Consider the following 22,813-nt stretch of genomic DNA (forward strand, 5'->3'; position numbering starts at 1 on the left):
GATGCAGAGAATTTTACACGTAGAAGAGATACTAGAACTATTAATCAATAAAAAGAAACATGACGTCGGAAAGGTAGCAGATGTATTACCTTTTTCATCAAGAAGATCTAAAGCAATTCGTGGTAATTTTAACGACATATTGGGAGAGTATATTCGGAAAATTTGTGGTACAAAGTTAAAGAAAGCAAAACTGAAGGATGACTTGAATTACTCTGAAAACCCCCTAGTTGAACAAATTATCAAGGAGGTAGAGTGTGGCGATGATGAGAAATATGATTTAAAGCGATTTTTAGAGCAATACTTATTTAGCCAAGGTGAAGAGATTAAACCAATACATCCGTATCTTTTTAATTATGTACCAATTGCGAACAGTAAGCATGAAGGAGAGTTGAAAAAACACTCTCAATTTTTAAAAGATACACTAATTAAAGAAGAAGAAGCCGTAATAAATGTCTTTAACAATAAGGAAACTGAAGACATTTTAACTGAGCTTATTCTAAGTAAGTTGGATACATTAGAAACCAAACCTCAGGAAGCACAGTATCAGTCAACTTTTGATGTTTTAGCTAATTATTACAGAGAAGATCTATTATTTCTTAGTAAACATAAAGATTATTTCTTAAGTACATTTCCTTTGTTAACCCATTTTTATTCGTTTATGTACATCTGTCAGGTCCTGTTGAAATTTGAACGCTTTGAAGAAGCCGACTACAGCAAAGCAGATCCATTGTACTTTGCTTTAGAGTGGGAATCTATAAGTAAAAGAAGAAAGCCAGCAGATGAACTTGATGGATTTAAGCGAGTAAAGGATAGGGCTCAAAATCTCTTTGTACATGTTCATACGATTTCTCAGCTAAGCCATAACGCTTATAATATGGAAGAAGGGGTTGGTAATGAAACGCTTCGCTTTATGAACTACAAAGAGCTCCATGATATCGTTGTTCATGAAGGAAAAGAAGAAGCTTTTTTACAAGATGTAAAGGCTTGGATCGTTGCGTATAGTAATTGGGCAGGTGTGACGCCTAAAGAAGAGCCTGGAAATCTTCCCCAAGCATATCGAACCCTTTTTAACTGTGTAAAAGATGGGACGAGTACTGAGGTAGCGTTTAAATTCGGTCAAAATATAGAGGATGTTGGGGCTGCTCTGTTTTTAAAGAATAGAGGTAGTTTGGGACAAGTGTTGAATATGAATCATGAGACTTTGTTACTTATTACAGCTCTTTGTGTAAAAGATAAGCGGATCCCTTTAAATCAACTTTTCGAAGAGTATGAAAAACGTGGTATTGCTTTTGATCGTTATTCCAAGAAAGAAATAATGGATTTATTAGACTCTCTAAACATATTAGACAAAAAAAGTGATAGTGGTGATGCACAGTATGTCAAACCAATTTTATAATTATATATCTGAGCTATTATTAAGGTTTTTTAAAGAAACATCTATAAAGGCTGGAGATCGCTTTTATCTACAACTAGATAAAACAGAGGATCTTACGGATCTACTCGAAGCATTAAGACAGCAAGAAAACGTGAAAGAATTTGTTTTCCAACATGAGTTAGGAGATCCTTATCGAACTTTTTCTATTGAGATAAATGAACTTAAACTAGTTGTAGCACATACAGCTGATGATGTTAAGCCAGATTTTCTAGTTACACTTAGAAATCAGGTTGGAGAACAAAAAAATGTCTGGGAAAACACTGCTTTATTAAGTGTTGTTTCTGAACAATTGGATTCGATTCAAGGTGGAAGTAGTGATCTTCAAAAAGAGGGGATGCCATTACATCCAAACTACCTGCTCAAAAAACTTAAGTATAACATTGAAAATAGTACTTTAGATAAGGTTGATCAAATTATCTTGTTAGATAATATGGATATGCTTCTGCAAGAGCAATCGTTTCAACAAATAACGTTTTTTGAGTTCGAAGATTTCTTTTCTATTCTCTCAAAAGGAGCAATTGAAGAAACAGATTATAAAAAATTTGCTTTATTCAAAGATAGTGATCTTGATACTTTTACAGGAAATAAATTAAAAGAACGGTTAAGGTTGAACCGAGAGTTATATGATTACGTTCGAAAGGTTCATGATTATGGCCTAGAAGAAGAAGAATTGCAAAAGAAATTTTCACCTAGCGGAGCTAGTAAGCTTTATGATGAGGATTGGAATGAACTAAGATTTTCTGTCGTCAATAGATACTATGAAGAACATAAAATTATTAACAAAAAAACATCTATTGACTTGAAAGAAATAAAAATTAAAGGGTTTAATTATTGGGATCGAGCCCAAAAGGATACTAGTGCCGGAAATAGAAAAAGGCATATTGTAATTTTTAATCCAGACCAACAAGAGGAAGTATCGGTACAGGCTACTTTTTCAATTAATGGTGGAAGTGTTAAAAGTTTAGACAAAGACTTTTTAAAAATCCCTCTTGCTTCAAAAAAGTCAGTTGAGGTTTCGTTAGGGAAAATAAACCTGAATGCCACTATAAAAACAACAAAAGGACAATCGACGTTTGTAAGAGTTTCTTATAAGCATGATAACAAAGCCAATTTAGGAGCTGAATTATCAATTGCAGTCGTACCGGTAGAAGCATACTTATTTGATAATTACAAAACAAGCTACTTAGTGGATACAGCAAAAAATTTAGTTGAAATCCAATATGAAGGAAATGAATTAATCTTTGGACAAGGCTTTAATAGAGTCGAAACGGAAGTAGTTGATAATAACCAAATTATTGACCTTGATTTTGATGAGCAGTTAAAGATTATACCTCAAGTTGAAGCATTTAACGACGATGAGGAACTATTAATCAAGTTACGGCTGAAAGATAATCAGGCTGTTATTCCTATTATTTTGAGGAACGAGCTTCCAGAATCAACTCCGATATCAGGGCTGCGAATTTGGAAATTAAAAAGAGAGCAACAACAAGATTTTGAATGGAAAAATAACAAATTAATATTCGGAAACCATGAGTTTTATATGAACTCTGATAACAAGCGTATGTTCGAATGGGAGTTCTCCTGGGTAGAAAATGGTCTTCGTTGTGCAAATCTTGAATCTGATGCGATATTAGCAGAAGATATTAGCTTAAATGATGAGCTCAGGGAAGCTTATAATCGCTTTGTTACGTATTTTAAGACAAAAACATGTATCCCAAGTCTTTGTTATTTTAGTTCAGAATTAAAGGCAAGAGCAGAAGAGTATTTAAGTGTATATATTTCCGAAGTGAAATCATTTAAAGAAGGTAATGAAGCAGGAAGACGAGGTAGAGATTTATTTAAACTAGGAACCATTATTGCTAGTAATGAAATCTATTTTACTCCTTTTCATCCACTCATGGTTGCTTACCAACTGAAGATTAATGAGCTTCTTGCTAATGAAGAACTTGATAATAGTATCTTAAACCGCTTAAAACCTGATGGTTTACTTCCATTTATTTATTATGGAAGCGATCAGTTATATAAACCTGACAATCAGCATTATGCTCCGGATTGGATGATCTATAAGCCTGTAAAACAAGTATCCGTTTCAGATGCTAATCAGTATCTAGCGAAAGTAGTGGAAGATAAGATTGGTCAGTTTGTCGAGCATTTTGATTATTTATTCATAGAACAATCTAAAGCTCCCTTACAAGTTAACATCATAAATATTGCAAATGATAAAGAAGTGTTAAGAGGGATAATCCTATGGATGCTTAAATCGATTGACTCAAAGGGACCAGAGATGCTTATGTCTATTGAAGTTACAATATATAAAGAGGATAACAATGCTGAAAGTACTTTTGATATCTTCTCAAGAACAGAATCTATTGAGCAAATTCAAGAAATGTTAAATGTCACAATTAAATCAAAAAATTACGAATCGCAAGATGTATTAAGATTCATTCGAGAGAAACTATATTACTTTAAACGAGGAATTACTGGAGAATACAAGTATGCCCATATTTCTTTCTATAAGATGCAAGCTCAAGAGCATGATGCATTACAATCAATGGGAGATATGTTGTCAGGAATGACAATTGATGGCTTGTACACATCCATTCCTTCTATGAAAGGAAATGAAAATTATCGTAGTGGTTTCGGAACAAAAGCGTATTCGATTACAGAAGATAATCTGTTAACTCAAACAGCTTATTCATTAAATGAATTAAGTGCTAACCTACGAAACGATGGAAATGATTCTTATCGAAAAGGAGAAGCAATTTTCTCTAGAACTTCTACCATTGACGAAGAAACGCTTGAAAGCATATATCGTTCATCATACTGGGTAACGTTTGTTGATCCTAATGTTGATCTTGAATTTTTTAATGAATATGACAAAAATTTAGTTGTGATTCACTACAGCGATCAGTATTCTTCCTCAAGTAGGTATGATGCAATTACCGTTACTGATAAATCACAACAATATTTTGCGGTGATAAAAGAGTTTTTGAAAATTCAAGAAGTCGAAGGGTCAGATCAGAATGTAAAAAATACAATTAAGGCCTTTAATACTTTTAATGGAGAATGGCTGTTAAGGATTATTGGAAGTAAAGGACACTACTCGAAAGAAAAATTAAGTATTATCTCTGCAATTAAATATTCATTGGCTTATTTTGATCACCCTGATATCTTATGGGTACCTGTTTCCCTAGAAGAAGTTCTTCGGGTAGCTGGTGCTGTTAGTTTGAACAAAACAGCTGGTGTATTTACAGCAAAGAATTTAGGTGTCAAGGGGAGCCATAGTGATGATTTATTATTGATAGGGTTAGAAAATTCAGGCAATGATCTAAAATTACATTTCTATCCTGTTGAAGTCAAAATTGGCATAAATAAAAATGATGTATTAGAGAAAGCCAGAAAACAAGTGAAGCAAACTAAGAAATTATTAAATGAGGCATTGCTCAATACCACTGACAATAGTTTCACAAAGAAGTTTTATCGAAATTTCTTTATTCAATTATTTATTTCTAATGCTAAAAAACTTCAACAGAATGGATTATGGGATGAAAAGAATTATAATTTGTCCGACGATGTAATTGAAAGGTTAAATAAGGATCAGTATGTCGTTTCTAACGATCTCGACCAAATAATTGGAGAAGGTGCCATCCTATCATTCCAAAGAGATGCTTATCATAGAAGTGCATCACTTGAAGATGGAATTACTCTGATAAATCTTCTATTGTTTGATGGATTTAATGCACTTGTAAACTCAATTGAATCGATGCATAATCGTATCCAAACAAAAGATACTGATTTTGTCAAGGAGAACTTTCTATCATATCAGTATAAAGGCCGAACTGAGCATTTGGATGAGGTAATTAATGATCCAGAAACTGTAGACCCAGCAATTAGAGTACATGTTGATGAGCCTTTAAGTGAAGAAGAAGTGGGGCTTGTAAAAATGCCTAGTGGAAGCCCAGAGGGAACATCCCTACCTGAAAGGATTAATATTGAGAATATTCGAATTCTTATTGGTAAGGCAGAGAACTCAAATAGAGAAGTTTATTGGGAATTTGGAAATAAAGGTCTTGCGAATCGACACTTATTGATCTCTGGTAAATCAGGGCAAGGTAAAACTTATTTTATGCAATGCCTACTATTAGAAAAGTCGAAGCAAGGAATTCCGAGTATCGTAATTGATTACACAGAAGGTTTTTTACCAAACCAGCTTGAACCTGAATTTGTTGAATATATGGGAGATAAGCTAAAACATAAGATTGTTTTTCGTGATAAACTTCCAATTAATCCTTTTAAGATAAATGTACGTGACATAGGTGGAATTTCATTACCTGAAACGAATATAGATATCGCTGAACGGATTAAGAGTATTTTCTCAGCTGTTTATAAGAGTTTAGGAATTCAACAATTAAATGCCATTTATGAGGCGCTAATTCGAGGGTTGGAAACTCATGGAGAAAATATGAGTTTACCTAGACTGAAAGAAGTTCTTGAAGATGATAATTCAAGTTATGCGAAGACAGCACTATCTCAAATAAGGCAGCTAATCGATCGTAATCCTTTTAGTTCCGGTGAAACTATTGATTGGAAAGACGTTGTTGAGAGTAATGGTGAAATTTTCATAGTTCAACTTACAGGTTATCCAAGAGATATTCAATTAATGATTACTGAGTTTATTCTCTGGGATTTATGGAATTACTCAGTAAGATTTGGTAATAAGAATACACCAATGCCAGTTCTTTTGGATGAAGCACAAAATTTAGATCATACAGAAAACTCACCTTCAGCAAGAATCCTAACAGAAGGAAGGAAGTTTGGTTGGTCAGGGTGGTATGCTACACAATTCTTAAAATCGCAGCTTGATGCAGGAGAATTAGCTAGATTGCAAAATGCGTCAGAAAAAGTTTACTTTTCTCCACCTGAGCAGGAAGTATCTAATATTGCAGCTAGTTTAGCGAATGATCAGGCAGAGAAGAAAAAGTGGGAAAACAGACTCTCTACATTAAAAAAGGGACAATGTATAGTTCATGGCCCAGTGTTGAGGGAGAATAACGAATTATCTAAACCAACTGTAACAATTGTTGATATTAGTCCGTTATCGGATAGAATATAATAAATCAAAAGGGAACCACAATTGTGGTTCCCTTCTTTAGCTCAAGACTTTAATTCTGTAATCTTCCATAGAAGAAAGTTGTTTTAACTCATTAGAAATTACTCTAAGTCCAAACTCCATATAGTTTAGCATTTGTTTATTCACTTCATCATCACTTAATGAAGTTTGTAGTTCATTAATGATCAAATGTTTGAAAAGTAAATATTCTTTTTCCCTGATAATTCCATCTGGAATGGCCCAATTTTGCTTATTTCCTTCATTTTGTGTAACCGAGACATTACCTTGAGCATTAGAAATTCCCTTTGCAAATGCAATCTTTAAACCTTGTGGACGTTCTACATCTAGGCGATCACAGAGTATATCTAGATATTCTTTCCCAGTTCCAGAAAGTATCAAATTTCTATTGGCCATCATTTCACATCCTTACAAAACTAAAATATCCGTCACGGATAACTGTATATTTTTTATTCTCATCGTAGTCAAGCATGTACTGTCTATATGAATGGTTTTGCATCAGAGTAACATATTCTTGTGTGATTTCTGTATCTGTAGACAGAATAATAACTTGATCACTTAATTCTTTGTAATAGTGATTTATTAAATGATTTCTATGATAGCTATCTAATCTACCTAATGGAGTATCAATAATCATAGGTAGAGCTAGGTCAGAAGCTTTAGTTAAGGCCCAGATTAGAGCAGAGGAGAGAATTTGCATTTCCCCAGCGGAACGATCTTGAATACTAATCTCTTGATTTTTGTCATTATATAGGCGAACGGTAAAAGTGTCGATATCAAATTCTATTTTTCCAAATTCATCTTGTTTACGGAATAGCTTTTGTAACATCATTGCAAATTCATCTCTAATAAATTTTGCTTTTAATGTAACTGTTTCTTGTACATATTCGCTCATAGCTGTTATTATTTTCCTTACTTGTGCTAGTTGATTGTTCACTTCATTAAAATCAGTACTTTGGTCAGAGAGGCGTGTAATTTGGTTTAGTAAATTCGTCTTTTTTTCTTTTGCAATAGCTATTTTTTTCCTAACAACTTGAAGTTTTAAATCTATTTCACCTATCTTTTTTGTGAATACATCTATTTTTCCATTTTCCTGACTAATATCGACAGACTCTGGAGCATTCCGTATGTCAACTTCAATTGCTTCTAGCTCAGAGTTTAATCTTTCAATTTTATTTATCATAGACACGATTCCAGATTTATCCTTACTATTAAAATTCGTTAAGTAATTGTAATCTTTTGAGGAGATATCATGTATCTCAATAAGGTCATCAGTAATTTCTTTAATATTGTTTTCTTTAATCCAGACATTTTCTCCAATTTTTTTAATCTGCTCTAACTGCAATTCTGATAAAGGGGGAGAAATTGGTTTGCTTAATAGTTGGTACATAAAATCACGATAAGGGTTTAGTGATGCCTCTTGTAAAATACGTTTATGTCGAAGGTCACTTTCTACTTTTAGTCGTGTTTTTAAGTTGCTAATTTTTTTGTAAAGAATAATAGAAATCGCATCATTCTTAAAACTATATTTCAATTGTTCTTTAGCTTGCTTAAGTTCAGCCTCTAAGCGGGTTTGTTTTTTTATTACTACTTCTCTTGATTTGGAGTTAGTAGATAACTTTTCATTTCTTGCTTGCTTTAGGGTAGCAATTTCTTTCTCTAATTTTTCCTTTTCTGCTTGGCCAGTGAGTCTTCTTGGTTCAAGCTTATTAAGTTCTCCTTCTACTTCTTCAAGAGCACTTTTTAAGTTATTTAATTTCCCATGGCTTACTGCCTTTGCAAGGGTATTCTCAAGTGAAACTTTCATAGAAGTAAGGTCTTTTAAAAGCTGCTTATAAGCTTCAATACCACTAATCTTATGAATTGCTTCTTTCATTTCCATGCTATTTTGTCTTAATATAATATCTTTAATCTCTTCACCATCAAAGATAAAGAACGGAGCAGCATGATAAGGAATAATTTTATCAATAAAGCGGTTAAAGACATCAATATTATCAATTTGAGCATGTCTCCCATGAAGTACGCCAGGCTTTCTTACGACTATTCCACGATTTTCACCAATCAACCTTTTATTATGGTCAAAGCTCCACTTGACCTTTAACTCCCATTCCTCGCCTTTGTCCGTTTCAAGTGTAAGGACAACAGAACAATCACGACCACCTTCATCAAAGAATGTATTGTTAATAACATTAGAAAATAATCGTTTATGCTCTTGATCATTAATGCCTCTTTTACCGAACAACACATACAAGATAGCTCTTAAGATTGTTGTTTTCCCCGCACCGTTTAGACCACCAAGTAAAATGATATTTTTACGTTTTTCTTCTCGATCTTCTTTGGGAATATAGAAATTCACTTCTTGGTGTCCATAGTAAGTCTTATAGTTATCGAAAACTAATTTCTTAAATAACATTACTGACCACCTTTTTCACTTTTGGTATAAAAATTAATTAGGTCTAAATAATCCTTTTTCCTGACACTATCAGGAACATTTTCGTAAGTGAATTTCTCTGAGCTTTTTAGTAGTTGTTCGACTAACTTAGTTGGTAATTCATACTTTTGACAGATTTGCTCCAATAGTATACTTTCTTGTACTTTTAATCTATTCAGTGTTATCACCTATTTCTTTAAATTAACTAATTATAATTTTACAATACTTTAGTCCTTGATTAAATCGCTTTTCTTATTAAATTGATAATTTTTCCTTTTTATCGACAGTTTTTGCGATAAATAAAAAAGAGAGGATATAATATCCTCTCTTGGTGCGGTTATAGTTGGTAAAATATATCTAATTCACTATCATTAATTAAATGGGAAAGAGAGAAACGAACAGTTTCCCGTACCTCGTCCAGTTGCAGTCCAATAGCCTGAAGTACATGACTTGGTTTAGCCGAACTACAAGCAGAACCCGTAGAAAGGGAAACATAAGGTGCTACATTTTTTACTAGGATTTCATTATTAACACCTTGAAATCGAGCACTTATGATACCAGGTATCTTATTTGTATTATCATTATTAAATCTTATTATGCTTTCAAATTTACTTTCTAGAATGGAGATTAATCTGCCTTCTAAATTTTGTAGTCTCGTAATATTAAACTCAATGTTTTGAGACAAGATTTCTGCAGCTTTACCCATACCAACTATATTATGAACAGCTAATGTACCACTTCTGTAATCTTGCTCCTGGCCACCGCCATGGAGAAGAGGGGTAAGTTTAGTTTTTAATCCAAGTGAATCCTTCCTGATTACTGAAACGCCAATCCCCTTTGGTCCGTGGAATTTATGAGCAGAACAAGATAAAAACCTGATGCCAGGAAGGTCTTCCAAATTAACACAAACTTTACCTATTACTTGTGTTGCATCCGTATGAAACATGACGTTGTTGTTATGACAAAGTTCTGATGCAGCTTGAATGTCATTAAGCGAACCAAGTTCATTATTGCCCCACATAATGCTAACGAATAGTGGGGGAGAGGTGGAAACCAATTCTTTAAGATCATCGATGTTTATCCTGCCAAACTTGTCAACTTCCAAATAAGTTACTTTAAATCCTTCTTTCTCTAAATATTTAAAGGTTTCGAGGACAGAAGGGTGCTCAACTTTTGATGTAACGAGATGATTATTTTCTTTTCCATAATGTCCCGCGACACCTTTAATAATCATATTATTACTTTCTGTAGCACCACTAGTAAAAATAACTTCATCGGATTCACATCCAAGTAATAAGGAAATCTGTTTTCTAGCTTTTGCAACTGCGTCAGTAGCATTAGAAGCCAGTGGATAGTACTTACTTGAAGGGTTACCAAACTCTTCTAATAAAAATGGCAACATAGCTTCTTTAACTTCGGGCAACATTTGAGTTGTTGCGCTGTTATCTAAATAGAGCATATTCTGTCCCCACCTTTTAGTTATCAAATAGATTTATCAAGAATTTATCGTAATTACCAGCATGCTGATACTCGTTTGATAAAAGTCTTATACCACGCTCTAAATGAGCATTAAAGAGGTTAGGGAAATAATCATCATCTGAAATTTCTCTATCTGCGTGCTGGGTGATCATTGCTTTATAGATGAAGTCATATTCTCCAGTTAAAGTATTACGGTTAAATTCTAAACCACCAGCTTCTGGTTTTGGTATTTCAGGGACTTCATTCTGATTTAGAGACAATGAGACAGCCATTCTTGACAATATATTAGGCGTGATACTGGTTGTTGATTGAAGTTGTTTTAATTTATCGGAGGTATATTTTGTTGTTTTTAATCTGAAATTCATTTTGCTACCTCCACTTGATTAAAATTAAAGTAATTATTATGGATTTTGACCTGTTCCGTTTCAATCATAAACTCTAACATGTACTCTTTTGAGATCCGTGGAGTAATTAAGTTGTAATGAACTGGATCAATTTCAGTATCAGTAGAGAGAATGATTACTTGCTCGCCACACATAGGGATTAATTGTGTTAAGACAGTATTTTTATGAGTCTTATCTAAACGTCCGAGTAGGGTATCAAAAATAAACGGTAGCCTACGACCAGAAGATTTAAACATTGCCCAAACAATAGAAAGAAGTAAAATTTCTTTTTCACCTGATGATAATCTTTCTTTATAAATTTCATCTTTAGTTTGATTGAATAACGTAATATTAAAGTTGGATATATCTATATGAATTGAAGAGACATAATCCTTTTTTCGCATTAACGAATTTAACATCTTTGTAGCCTGAATTTGAACCTCATGTATTTTTTTCTGTAACTGTTGCTGCCTAAATCTCTTACTTAAATCAATAATTTGAGATGAGATTATGAACGCGTTTTTATTTTTGGTAGACGCCTTTAATTTTTGCTTTAACGTTTCACTCTCTTTTTCAGATCCAAGTATTTTTTCATTAAGGGCAAGATTTGCTTCATGTATTTCATTTTGTTTCTGCTCAAGTATTATTATGTTTTGATTGAGCTCATCAATCTCTGAGAGGATTTCCTTGAAATCATTAGTTTTATCATTGGTATCAATTTGCTTTCTTAAGGATGAAGTAACATTTAATAACTCTTGATTATTAGTAATTTTGTCTCTATAAGCTGAGATAGAAAGTTTCTCAACTTGTGAAACTATATTTTCAATTTCACTTCTTTGTGAAAAGGATGCTCGATGAATGTAATGATCATTTTCAGTGCTAAATAAGTTTAAAAACTCATTCTTGAACTGTGATTGAAGTTCTTCTCGCTTATTAACTTTTATAGCTCCTGTATCTTCAATTTTAGATAATAGTATAGAAACTTTGTCATCTGATAATCCGTTATCAAGAAAATCAAGAATTTCGTGAGTTTTTTCCTGATTCATTTGTGTCTTTACTTTTTTCAACAAATCACGGTTTAAGTAAAGAGGAAAGAGGGTGGATACAAATTCTCGAACCTGATCACTATTTTGTTTACGATTATTTTCAATTTCGTTAACTTGTGAAAGGAGGTGATCACGCTCTTCCTTTATCAATCCGCCATGAACTTCAAAGTCCTTTTTTAATTGAGTTAGCTTTTCTTTATAACCAGCTATTTTGTTCTCATTTATATTTAGGGTTTTATTATTTGTAGTTAACATGGTATTTAAATTCTCTAGATCTTCATTTAATGATAATAGTTTAGCTTCATCCCCGGATAATTCACGCTGCTCGTTCGAGTGTTTCATGAATTGATCTAAGTCTGTTTCAAGGTTTTCAAACATATTAAGATTAAACAGAACTTTAGCTGCAGAGAAGAGATGCTCTGCCAATCTATTATCATTCACTATTCTTGAAATTTCTTCACCATCAAATAAGCACATATTGAATAGCTCTGGAGGCATAGTTTCTTTTAGTTTAGAATGATATGTTTCTTTATCAAGATCTGATAAGTGGTCACCATTTTTTATAATGTTAAACTGTTCTTTAATGACACCTTTTGAAAGAGTCCAGCTACGATTAAATTTGTAAAAGTTACGTTTATAATTTTCTACTTCACTGAATTCTAAAATAATTTGGAATCGATTATCGTTTTCCTTAACTGCATTTTTATTTAGAAATCCAAATACTTCTTTTAAATATTTATCGTTTTCGGTCATATACCCGTATACAAAACTACCAAATAATGCTAATCTAATTGAATTCAGCAGTGTTGTTTTTCCAGCTCCATTTTCGCCACCAAATAAAATGACGTTTTGATCTGGTGATGGAATAGATAAGTGAATTTCATTAATGCCTCTATAAGCGCCAATGTTTACTAATGTAATTTTTGTAAGTTGCATAGGGACCCCTCATTTATAAATGTAAATAATCTTGCTTTAATGCCTTTTCTAATTCCTGTGATAAACCTCTTCTAACCTTGTATCCGCTAAATTCTCGCTCGATAGACAATAGTTTCTTTAATAGTTTCATATCTACTTGCATCTCTTCGCATAGTAATTCTAAGTCAGTTAATTGCTCAGCATCGAATAATGGTTTATCATCATATTCCCAATCTAAATCATACCCCATAACTTCACTAAAGATTTTAGGAACTAGATCACTCCAATCCCCATTGTCTAACCAGTATCGACGTATAACTTTTAATTCATCTTCTTTAATAAGTTCAAAGTTTGTTTCCTTAGGATGATTGAGGTTTAATTGTGTTTCTAGCAATTTTCTTAGTATTAATTGTCTTGCTTCAAGTGTAAATGGCCCATGGCCTAAACGCATATACGTTTCGCCTTCCTTAATAAGGAGATTTAGTTCTTTTACAGACCCAAGATCAATATTGTTTGTAATTAGATAATCCTTTAATTCTGCTTTAGAAATTACGACGAATTGAGATAAAGGTAGTTTCTCTAGTTTTTTTCGTGACTTTTTAGGGATAATTACGAACAGTTCTCCATCAATTAATTCTACTTTTGCATCCTTAAAGTAGACTTGGCCATTCATGCGATACTTTTGTCGGTATTCAGGAACATCTCTAATGTCTGCTAACCAGTTTCGAAATTCGAGAAGAGGTTTCATCCAGTCCTCACCATTTTCAATAAATCCATTTAAAGCTTTGTCTTCAGTTACAACAGTACAAGTCCAACATCCGAATCTACTATTACCACAAGAGCCAGCTTCTTCTTTAATTGACTTATCAATAACGAGAGGGCATTCTCCACTAGATGAATCCATGTATAGTTTATGCAATTCCTTATTATCGTCGCCCCAGGGACAAACGAAGTTAAGCAAATAATGCCACACATCATCAGTTGTAAAGTCTCTAATCGGAGCAAACACAAATGCATTTGAGAGGGTAGAGTGGCGCATTAACACCTTTCCTTCAACAGTATGCGACTTCATAACGTTTGCACGTGTAGCACTTTCATTATCACGTACTCCTAAAACCATGATTACTTTCCCAAACTTTGAGACTTTATCTAAAATAAAGTTATTTGCTGGTTCGATTTTAAGACGGTCTGTACACCAACGGAACTTTTGATTTGGTGATGGATATCCTTTTCCAATAATATTTGCCCAAAAGCTTTTTTCAGGTTCAGGTTTTACTTTATGAGTTTCAATAGGAAGACCTTGCTCTAAAGCATACTTCTGAACTCTTCTTAACGTACTATTTATGGATGAGATAATTAACGGTGTTTCAACTAAGGTATCCGATGAGATCACGTATACCTTTTTGTGTAGTTGTTCAGCGTGAAGCTCAGATAATGCTTCAAAAACAAGTTGTATTACTACTGTAGAATCTTTACCTCCACTATAGCCAACAACCCAAGGTGTATCATCAGATAGATACATTTCTTTGATTAACGTTTTGGAAGCTGTTATTTGTGGAGTTTCATTTTTTAGCAGATTACTAATAATATTCATATATTAAACACCTATCTTTAAGATTTTTTCTAATTCCTTCTCTTGTTCAGTCAATGGAAGTGATAATTTCTGTTTAATTAAATTAGCAGTAAGTTGAATCGTTTGATTCGTTTTACTAATTCGGCCGCTATGTCCATAAGCACGACCCATCCAGTCTACAGAATTTTCTCTACTCCAGTCAATGTTTGAAAGACTATTAATATATGTTTTCCATTCACTAGGATAATTTAAATATAGATAACGACCTATAATACCTATTGCTTCTAAAAATACACCATGAGCAACAACGTAGTTTGCTCGTAGTTCTCTAGCATTTAATTCCTTCTGCATTACTTGCTGCCATTCTGTGATTGAGGACGTTAGTTCAAGCCAAAAATCGTGAATAAACCTTCTTTCTTCATCTGAGATAAACTCACCTTTTTTCTTGTTTAATAACCTTTGGTTTGTGTTATGAATATTGCTTAATGCAAATATCTTTGGGGAGTTCTTTGATAATGAAACTTTTTCTTTATCCGTATATCTAGTTAGTAGTGGTAGTTCAGCTATTAGCTCTTTAGTTAACATTGCTAGTTGATCACGGTGATCATATAAAATACCTATAGACGAAGTAGTGTTAACCGCATGTCTATTTAGGTCCGCAAAAATTTGCTGAGATTTTTTTAAGCCGCTGTCTTGAAAAAATACAACCGAAATGTTTTCTTTACCAAGTTCTGGGGCAACTTTGAGAGCTTCTTCAATGGCTGCTCTTCGGTGTTGACCATCGTTGATTAGGAAGCGTGCTTCTAGAGAGATTACTAGATTACCTAAGTCTTTAAATTGATTATCTTCAGAAAATGGATAAAACTTAACTTCACCGTCTACGGAAGCTGTTAGGGAAGAGAATACGTAGTCTTTTTGGTTTTCCAGTATGTAATTGGCGATTTCTGGAACCCTTGACCTGTTAATAATTCTTTGTGCACGATGCTCAGGTGGAATTTCATCTTCGTCAAATAGGAAAATCTTCGGAATTAATCTCAAAGGGACCATAACAACATAATACTCACGGCTTGCCTGCCATCCTCTTAAAGCTGGGAACGTATAACTAAAACCAGTTTCCAAAGTAAACACTCCTTTTTACGTACGTAATATTATACTTTGATTATAGCTAAAAAAGTTATTTAGTACAATAAATTAGTCGATATTTGTGGAAATGTAAAAAAGTATATGTCTAAATATTTATTAGTAAAGTTTCTTTAATTAATAGTGGAATTAGGAAATCACTTTAAACACATTAAAGAAAACAATTTCTATTGTGATAGAATTTTGTTATATTATGTAAGAATTGTTTTATTGATTAATAGAAGGTGAAATCTGTTAACTTGAATTGAGGTGTTATAGATTGAGAATTTATGAAGCTTCCATCCTTGCTTTGAAAGAGTTAGATAAACCATCTACAGTAGAAGAGATATTAGATACAATAAATAAAAATGGATGGTACATATTTAATACTTCCAATGAAGTAGCTGTTCTTAAACTACAAATAAAAAGACATATGAAGGGGTATACAGGTACTCATAGTTCAAAGGATAAGTATTTTATTAAAATTGATAATAAATTTGATTTATTATCTAATGTAGAAAAATCATCTCCTCTAGTTTTAACAGAGTCAGAACAAAGCAATTGGATAAAAAAAAGAGAGGATTATTTAGAAGAAATTCGAGATTTCTTTAGGAGAGATCAACTTTCATTGTTTATAGGTTCAGGTGTTTCTACTTCAGCAGGTTTTCCAGGCTGGGGGGCTTTATTAGATAAATTAAACGCTTCCTTAATTAGGCATATGTGTAGTAAGAACTTCGGAGGAAAGCTTTTTGAGAAAAAAATTGATGAACGAGAGAAAAAATCATTAACTGAATTATTAAAACACCTAAATGACGATTCTCCTATTACAAATGCATATTTTCTTGAGTCTGCTCTAAATTCACCGGCGGCCTTTTCTAAAAGGATAAGAGAGGCTTTATACGGAAAACGACAAAGAAAATATACTTCTGAGACTTTGGTTTGGTTAGCTAAGCTTTGTAATCATAGGGGGAAATATAGAATTAGGTCAGTCGTTACATTTAACTTTGATGATTTATTAGAACAACATCTCAGAGATATTCCAGTGGATCACAAACCAGTATTTAGAGAAAATGATGAGATTAATCCAAACGAACTTCCAGTTTTTCATGTCCACGGCTATCTGCCTCAAAATGATAGTTCCTATGATGATTTAAAAGATAATCTTATTGTATTTAGTGAACAAGCATATCACACTATTTATACAGATTCTTATTCCTGGTCAAATATAATTCAGCTATATGTATTAAAAGAAAATGTATGCCTATTTATTGGTCTTTCTATGAAAGATCCAAATATGAGGAGGATATTAGATATCTCAGCTCGTCGAAATGCTAATAATATTAAACATTTTGCATTAATGCAGAGGATAGATATGGATGAGATTGAAGAAAGGGATTTAAATAAACTAAATCTCTCACCAGGGTTAACGGAGTGTTTTATGGAGGATTTTCATTCAACAAGGGAGAAAGCTTTCGAAAAGTTAGGAATACGTATTGTATGGTATGAAGATCATGCCGAAATACCAGGTATTTTAAAGAAGATAGTAACTGATTAGATTAATTAAAATTTTAATTTATTGGAGGAACTTCTATGTCAGTTGAAAAAGTTAATGCAAACCCAACAAAGGATTTTTTTATATCAATGTTAGTTAAAGATATTAGTTTAATAAATGCAATTGCAGATCTTGTTGATAATTGTGTAGATGGTGCAATTAAAATAAGAAAAAATGGAGACTATACAGGACTGCGTGTTGACCTAACATTAAGTAGCAAAAGTTTTGAAATTACAGATAACTGTGGCGGGTTTTCTTCAGAAGTTGCAGCAAAATATGCATTTAGATTTGGTAGAACTGAACTAGCTGAAAATAAAGTAGATAATTCAGTTGGTAGATTTGGTGTCGGAATGAAGAGAGCACTTTTTAAAATCGGTAAAAATTTCACCGTAAAAAGTGTGTGTTCTAGTTCAGAATTTTCCATTAGTGTTGATGTTAATGAATGGAAGCAAGATGAAAGTAATGATTGGCAGTTTAAATTTGATTATATTAACGGAAATCCTACGACTGACAATTTTGGTACGAAGATAACTATGTATAATATTTATGAAGATATAGCGAAACAATTTGAACAATCAACTTTTATTAATACCTTAAAAAAAGAAATTAAGGCCTCACACGAAAAAATGCTTGAAAAGGGATTAATTATCTCAATAAATGGGCAAGATCTTGAATTTAATCCCTCTTATTTATTGATATCAGATGAAATTAAACCAGCCTATTGCACCTTCGAAATCGAAGGTGGGATTAGTATTAAGATATATGCAGGTATAACCGATCGGGGGAAACCAAAGGAAGCAGGGTGGTATATTTATTGTAACCAAAGACTAATTTTAGAAGCAGACCGTACTCTTGTAACAGGGTGGGGAGATGGATTTCCCCTTTTTCATAATTCATTCGCAAGGTTTAGAGGCTATGTCTTTATAGACGCAAAGGATGCGGATATTTTACCCTGGAATACAACTAAAAGTGGTATTGACCAAGATTCTCTAATATATAGGGGAATACGTTTAGAAATGATAAAAATTGGGAGAACAGTTATCGACTTTTTAAAAGATTTAGTTAAAGAAAATCAAGAGGAAGATGATGACGAAATTTTAAATGATTTTTCCCTTAATGATAAAATAGATGTAGCGAAAAATGAAAGGATTTCTTTCTTGAAGACTGATGAGTTAGCACCGAAATTCACAGCTCCACAATTGGTAAGAATTCGTAAACCGAATGATACTCAGAAAATACAATACGTTAAACCGATATCGGAAATATTGAAAGTTAAGAGTGTACTAAAGGTAACTACATTGAAAGAGGTTGGAGAGAAGACATTTGATTATTTTTACAGAATGGAGTGTGATGACTAAATGAGTAATAAATCAAGCTATGAAAATATAAATTATAGAATTCGTCCTGCAAAATCAATTGAGAGAAAAATGCTTTGTGATGCTTTTAGAAGATTAAACGAATTTGCTTTAATAGAATCCTATAGGTATGTTGGTTTTGGTTCAACTTTTTTTAGCGATTTTATCTTGTTTCATAAAACACTAGGTATTTCCAAGATGGTTAGTATAGAACAAGATGAATCAAATAAGGAAAGATTTGAGTTAAATCTGCCCTTTAAATGTATTGAGTGGGTACCTGGAGTTTCCAATGAAGTTATACCTAAGTTAGATTGGGACCATAAAACCATAGTTTGGTTAGATTATGATGATAGCTTAGATCAAGATAAATTGCTAGATGTAAAATATTTAATTGGGAGTATGGTCTCTGGTTCTATGTTAATTCTTTCATGTAATGTACATTACCCTCTTGGAACAAGGGTAGAAAGAATGAAAGATGCATTACATGATAAGATGCCAGATTACCTGAAGGAAGAGGATCTAGAGGGATGGGGAGTCGCAAAAGAGACAAGAAAAATAATTCTATCGCAAATTGAAGAAACACTTATGGAAAGGAATGGTATTAGACCAAGAGGAAATAAATTCAAGTTTCAACAATTATTTAATTTTAACTATAAAGATAATGCAAAAATGTTAACTATAGGTGGCTTATTATATGAAGAAGCGGAAGAAGGGAAGTATTTAAAATGCACTTTTGAGAATTTATCTTTTGTTAAGACTAGTGAAGAAAGATATTTAATTGACGTACCAAGTTTAACTTATAAAGAAATACGATTATTGGACACTCAATTACCTAGTGAAGATTTTAGTAGCTTGACCTTACCTGGAGTTAAAAAAAGAGATATAGAAAAATACGCTGGTTACTATCGCTATTTTCCTAATTTTGCTGAGACTGAAATTTGAATAATGTAGGATGTTTTTCAATGTTGCTATTTATATGAATGTTTATTTGAAAAGATGGGTTCCTTCTGCTAGTTTATGATGTTGCATTTGTAAATAGTTTTGTTGAATAAACATTAATCAATTACAAAGTGAATTATTTAGCCCCATAACAAATATTTCAAGAGGTGTTGTCATTACAAGACCTCTTTTATGTACGGTGATGGCCATAAAACTAGGGTAGTCCCTGTTGCACTGCTGCATATAGAAAAATTGAAAAAAATATTAAAAACGTTATCCCCCTTTATCAATCAATCATGTATTTATAAAGTAGAAGGCTAAAATAATCATTGAAAAGGGAATGCAGGTATGTATGAAGCTGATTTAACGAGAGCGTTAATCTTGAACCCTAACTTTATTGAGGAGGGCTTAACTTTTAAAGGACGTGAAGTGGTCCTTAGTGGGAAAAGATGTGATCTTCTTTTTGAAGATAGATATGGGAACGACTTATACGTTGAGGTAAAGTTAGACGTCAAAGATAAGGCTGTAGGGCAATTAATGAGATATGATGTTTTAGTTAATGATCCTAATGCAAGATTCATGTCAGTAGGATTTACTTTTTTGGACTGTTTGAAAGATGGTTTAATCAAAAGAGGCTTTGAGTACAAGGAAGTATCTGAAGCTACGATCGCCTCTTACTTATCAATCTATAATAGTGTAAGCTTCAAAGAGTTTAACAAACATAAGGCCCAGCAGACTAAATCGATAGAGGGGCTTTATCGAGAAATTGAACTATTGAAATCTGAGAATTCGACCTTCAAGAAGAAATTCAATTTTTTACTATAGTCAGTTGAAAGAAATCGTAAGTAACTTCAATACTTCAATCGCTCTGTTTTAATTAATAGAATAGAAGTTAGGTATTTAAGAACTATGGCTTTGGCTGTAGTTCTTATTATTTCATGAGAGAAGCAAGGGGACAGAGCTGTTGCTTCTTTAATTCCGCTAAACGAGAGAATACAGGTACAGTAGATCCCACGTCACTGTGCCCCCCGAATAATCTTGTTTCACCAGCCAATGAAAATTAATAGAAATCTTTTTTACAAGAGGAGGTTTATAGATTGCCTCTTCTTTTTTTATCGTCTAAACTCACGATCTGAGCAGTGGAGGGTATCCTTCATTTTGCTAGTCTTTACTTTCCTAGTTCGAGTTGTACCTAGGCATCTAACAATACAACCAATGCAAATGTTGTTTGCTCTTTGCATGTATTCTCCGATTCTCCACCGCCAACATTCCAACGACTGTCCCGTAGTAATACGGAATAAAGCTAGACTTAATTTTGTTTCGTTTCCACTGGTAAACCGAATCTTTAAAGCTTTTAATGATTGTTGGGAGGAATCGTTCAATTGAATCATTCAATTTTTGCGATCGATAAGCCATTAATGCCCGGTCCCACAACTGACAAATATCTTTTGCTCGATCGAAAAATGGTTTGACTACTTTGACAAAGGTTACTGGAACGTAGCTTGGGACGTATGTATAATCTAGTTCTTCTAGTGTTATAGGACGAAGATCTTTTATTTTTGTTTTAGTTTCAAAATAAATAGTTTCAGTAGGTGTTTCTTTGGTTTGAACCGTTGATGTTGCAAGTTTTGACGGTTCTTCGCGCTCTGTCAATTTTTCTGGTTGCGCTCCGTCAAATCGGTGAAAGATATAGACGTTGTGTGAGAAACCGCCTTTTTCGCGAGTTGTATGGTAGATGGAGAGGATGCTTAGTTGTTTTGCTTTTCGGAGCATTCTCTCAAAGGTCGAGCGGGAGACCCCGCCCATTTTGTCTTGTGTGGCTTCGACTAATTTACAGATGCGAGCATTGCAGACGCCGATGATTTTGACGCTGAAGCGAGTTAGCTGTAAGAATGCCAGATGTTCACTTTTCGTAAAATGCGTTTCGTATTTTTCTACGACATGTTTAATCGTTTCGTTAAATTCATGAACTGATGTAAATTGACTTAAATGAGCGAATTGGTTAATGTGGCCTGATTTCATGGAGATGTTCCTTTCTCGGGTATTAGATTTAATAGTGGATCAGTTCCGGGATATTGCGAGGCATACAGAAGGGTTTTTCGTTCGAAAAATGTGTAAAGCGGATGATGCATTGAGCAGTTCTATACATTTGTTTTTCAAGCTTATAGTAGGAAACAGGGAGCTTTAATTGCTGCTCGTTCTTGAAAGTAATCAATGTTTTATTTTGCTGATAACGTGAAATTGTTTCGACATGATTGTGGAAGATCCAGCAGCATTCAAATTGCGTAGGTGAAGAGGTTGGAAACGCGTAGATTTGTTCGAATGGATTGATTGGAATTGGTACTTTGTGTTTCGCCCCTGTAAGGTACGTAACGGCTGCTCGTCTTCCTTCATACGTGGAGCCACCCTTTAAGCAAGCGGCTTTGATGAGTTGAAACGGTGTTTTTCGGATGTAAAGCTTGCGATCGGTTTCAATAGCGATGGTGTGATAGTCTGGATGTGCAACTGAGAGGAGGGCCATTGTATCTTTGTTCACACGATAGTTTGCTAGGATAATAGTATTCAATTTTAAACACTCCTTAATGATAGATGGTTTGCAAAGTAGCGATAATGATTGAATTTCGTATTCTAGAAAGAAGATTTTGGAGACAGGAGTAATATTACTCCTGTTCTTTGAGGTTTTTTTTGATGTCTGGTAGGACTTCTTGCTCAAATTTGAGCCAGTATTCAGAAGGGGTAGTGTCTAATGAAACAGCAATTAATAGTAATACATCATTTGAAAAATTACGTTTTCCCAACTCAAGATCACTTAAGTATTGCTGGGTAAGACCAACTTTAGACGCTAGCTTATCCTGTGACCAACCTTTCTTTTCTCTATTAGCTTTAATATATTTACCTAACTCGGAAGTCCTGACTACTCTTGGTTTCAATTATTTTACATTCCTTTTACTAACATTATGAAAAATAACTGAAATAAAACTTACAAACTATAGTATGTAACTACTTATTTTTATGAAAAAAAGGTGAAAATATTACAGTTTTTTGTAAAATTCTGCTGAAAAAACAGAGGTGTAAGCAATCAAATCAATGTTTAATCATTTGACTTCATTGTCCATAAGCTGATTTTTGATAAAGAAAAACACAAAAAAAGCCAGTTAAGATTAACAGACTTCATATAAGCAAAGTATTTAATTCACGTATTCTTTATATGTTCCCCAAAATCTAGTAGTAGTTGTTGTTGTCTTTTAATGTTTTTTCGTGATTACAGCCATTGAAATGCGACATCGTGTTTACCGAAGGATGACAGACTGTTTATCACTGAATCCTTCTGGTTATAGCAGTAATAAAGTCATAGACTTGAGAATTATATATTTATAAAAATTTCGATTTACTTTTAGTAAGTTCAGTCTTCTGCAAAGGGACCTAGATAACTACTGTATTACGCAGCAGACTCCTAC

Annotated in this window: 17 protein-coding genes; 6 read left to right on the plus strand and 11 right to left on the minus strand. The window is 33.3% G+C overall.

What is annotated here, in order from left to right:
* The first annotated feature begins 1 nt into the window (after position 1).
* Positions 2-1,396, plus strand: coding sequence for a DNA phosphorothioation-dependent restriction protein DptG (dptG, locus tag ACK4M9_RS19495; protein WP_409854283.1), 1,395 nt, complete (start codon positions 2-4; stop codon positions 1,394-1,396).
* Positions 1,377-6,548: a DNA phosphorothioation-dependent restriction protein DptH gene (gene dptH, locus ACK4M9_RS19500; protein WP_409854284.1), complete on the plus strand. Its 5,172-nt coding sequence runs from the start codon at positions 1,377-1,379 to the stop codon at positions 6,546-6,548. Before dptG ends, dptH begins: the two co-directional genes overlap by 20 nt.
* A 36-nt stretch (positions 6,549-6,584) precedes the next feature.
* Here dptH and ACK4M9_RS19505 read toward each other — a convergent pair whose 3' ends face one another.
* From ACK4M9_RS19505 to dndB, 8 genes are all read right to left on the minus strand, one after another.
* A complete protein-coding gene (locus ACK4M9_RS19505; protein ID WP_409854286.1) occupies positions 6,585-6,962 on the minus strand; it encodes a hypothetical protein in 378 nt (125 codons plus the stop codon).
* A gap of 1 nt (position 6,963) precedes the next feature.
* Positions 6,964-8,976: a DNA sulfur modification protein DndD gene (gene dndD / locus ACK4M9_RS19510; protein WP_409854288.1), complete on the minus strand. Its 2,013-nt coding sequence runs from the start codon at positions 8,974-8,976 to the stop codon at positions 6,964-6,966.
* Entirely contained in the window at positions 8,976-9,182 is a 207-nt protein-coding gene (locus tag ACK4M9_RS19515) for a DNA modification system-associated small protein (protein ID WP_409854289.1), read from the minus strand. Before ACK4M9_RS19515 ends, dndD (ACK4M9_RS19510) begins: the two co-directional genes overlap by 1 nt.
* A gap of 149 nt (positions 9,183-9,331) precedes the next feature.
* Positions 9,332-10,453, minus strand: a complete 1,122-nt coding sequence (locus ACK4M9_RS19520; protein WP_409854291.1) for a cysteine desulfurase family protein — start codon at positions 10,451-10,453, stop codon at positions 9,332-9,334.
* A 16-nt stretch (positions 10,454-10,469) separates the two neighbouring features.
* Positions 10,470-10,838: a DNA sulfur modification protein DndE gene (gene dndE, locus ACK4M9_RS19525; RefSeq protein ID WP_409854293.1), complete on the minus strand. Its 369-nt coding sequence runs from the start codon at positions 10,836-10,838 to the stop codon at positions 10,470-10,472.
* Positions 10,835-12,838, minus strand: a complete 2,004-nt coding sequence (gene dndD, locus ACK4M9_RS19530; RefSeq protein WP_409854295.1) for a DNA sulfur modification protein DndD — start codon at positions 12,836-12,838, stop codon at positions 10,835-10,837. The genes dndE and dndD (ACK4M9_RS19530) overlap by 4 nt, the downstream gene beginning before the upstream one ends.
* Before the next feature lie 13 nt (positions 12,839-12,851).
* Positions 12,852-14,411, minus strand: coding sequence for a DNA phosphorothioation system sulfurtransferase DndC (dndC, locus tag ACK4M9_RS19535; protein ID WP_409854297.1), 1,560 nt, complete (start codon positions 14,409-14,411; stop codon positions 12,852-12,854).
* Positions 14,412-14,414: 3 nt separating this feature from the next.
* Positions 14,415-15,509 (minus strand): DNA sulfur modification protein DndB, encoded by a 1,095-nt coding sequence (gene dndB, locus ACK4M9_RS19540; RefSeq protein WP_409854299.1) that lies wholly within the window; start codon positions 15,507-15,509, stop codon positions 14,415-14,417.
* Between the two features lie 280 nt (positions 15,510-15,789).
* Between dndB and ACK4M9_RS19545 the strand changes: the two genes are divergently transcribed.
* The 4 genes from ACK4M9_RS19545 (at position 15,790) to ACK4M9_RS19560 (ending at position 20,180) form a co-directional block, all read left to right on the plus strand.
* Positions 15,790-17,064, plus strand: a complete 1,275-nt coding sequence (locus ACK4M9_RS19545; RefSeq protein ID WP_409854300.1) for an SIR2 family protein — start codon at positions 15,790-15,792, stop codon at positions 17,062-17,064.
* Between the two features lie 35 nt (positions 17,065-17,099).
* Positions 17,100-18,419: an ATP-binding protein gene (locus ACK4M9_RS19550; RefSeq protein ID WP_409854301.1), complete on the plus strand. Its 1,320-nt coding sequence runs from the start codon at positions 17,100-17,102 to the stop codon at positions 18,417-18,419.
* Entirely contained in the window at positions 18,420-19,358 is a 939-nt protein-coding gene (locus tag ACK4M9_RS19555) for an O-methyltransferase (RefSeq protein ID WP_409854302.1), read from the plus strand.
* A 345-nt stretch (positions 19,359-19,703) separates the two neighbouring features.
* The gene (locus tag ACK4M9_RS19560; protein ID WP_409854303.1) at positions 19,704-20,180 is read left to right on the plus strand and encodes an endonuclease NucS domain-containing protein; all 477 of its coding nucleotides are present in this window, start codon (positions 19,704-19,706) and stop codon (positions 20,178-20,180) included.
* 375 nt (positions 20,181-20,555) lie between these two features.
* On the opposite strand, the gene ACK4M9_RS19565 is transcribed toward ACK4M9_RS19560, so the two are convergent.
* The 3 genes from ACK4M9_RS19565 to ACK4M9_RS19575 form a co-directional block, all read right to left on the minus strand.
* Complete coding sequence (locus ACK4M9_RS19565; protein WP_409854304.1) at positions 20,556-21,377, minus strand: hypothetical protein; 822 nt, start codon at positions 21,375-21,377, stop codon at positions 20,556-20,558.
* A 28-nt stretch (positions 21,378-21,405) separates the two neighbouring features.
* Positions 21,406-21,921, minus strand: coding sequence for a competence protein ComK (locus ACK4M9_RS19570; protein ID WP_409854305.1), 516 nt, complete (start codon positions 21,919-21,921; stop codon positions 21,406-21,408).
* 94 nt (positions 21,922-22,015) lie between these two features.
* On the minus strand, positions 22,016-22,285 hold the full coding sequence (locus tag ACK4M9_RS19575) for a helix-turn-helix domain-containing protein (protein ID WP_409854306.1): 270 nt from the start codon (positions 22,283-22,285) through the stop codon (positions 22,016-22,018).
* Between the last annotated feature and the right edge of the window lie 528 nt (positions 22,286-22,813).

The organism is Anaerobacillus sp. (assembly GCF_046314235.1).
GTDB lineage: Bacteria > Bacillota > Bacilli > Bacillales > Anaerobacillaceae > Anaerobacillus.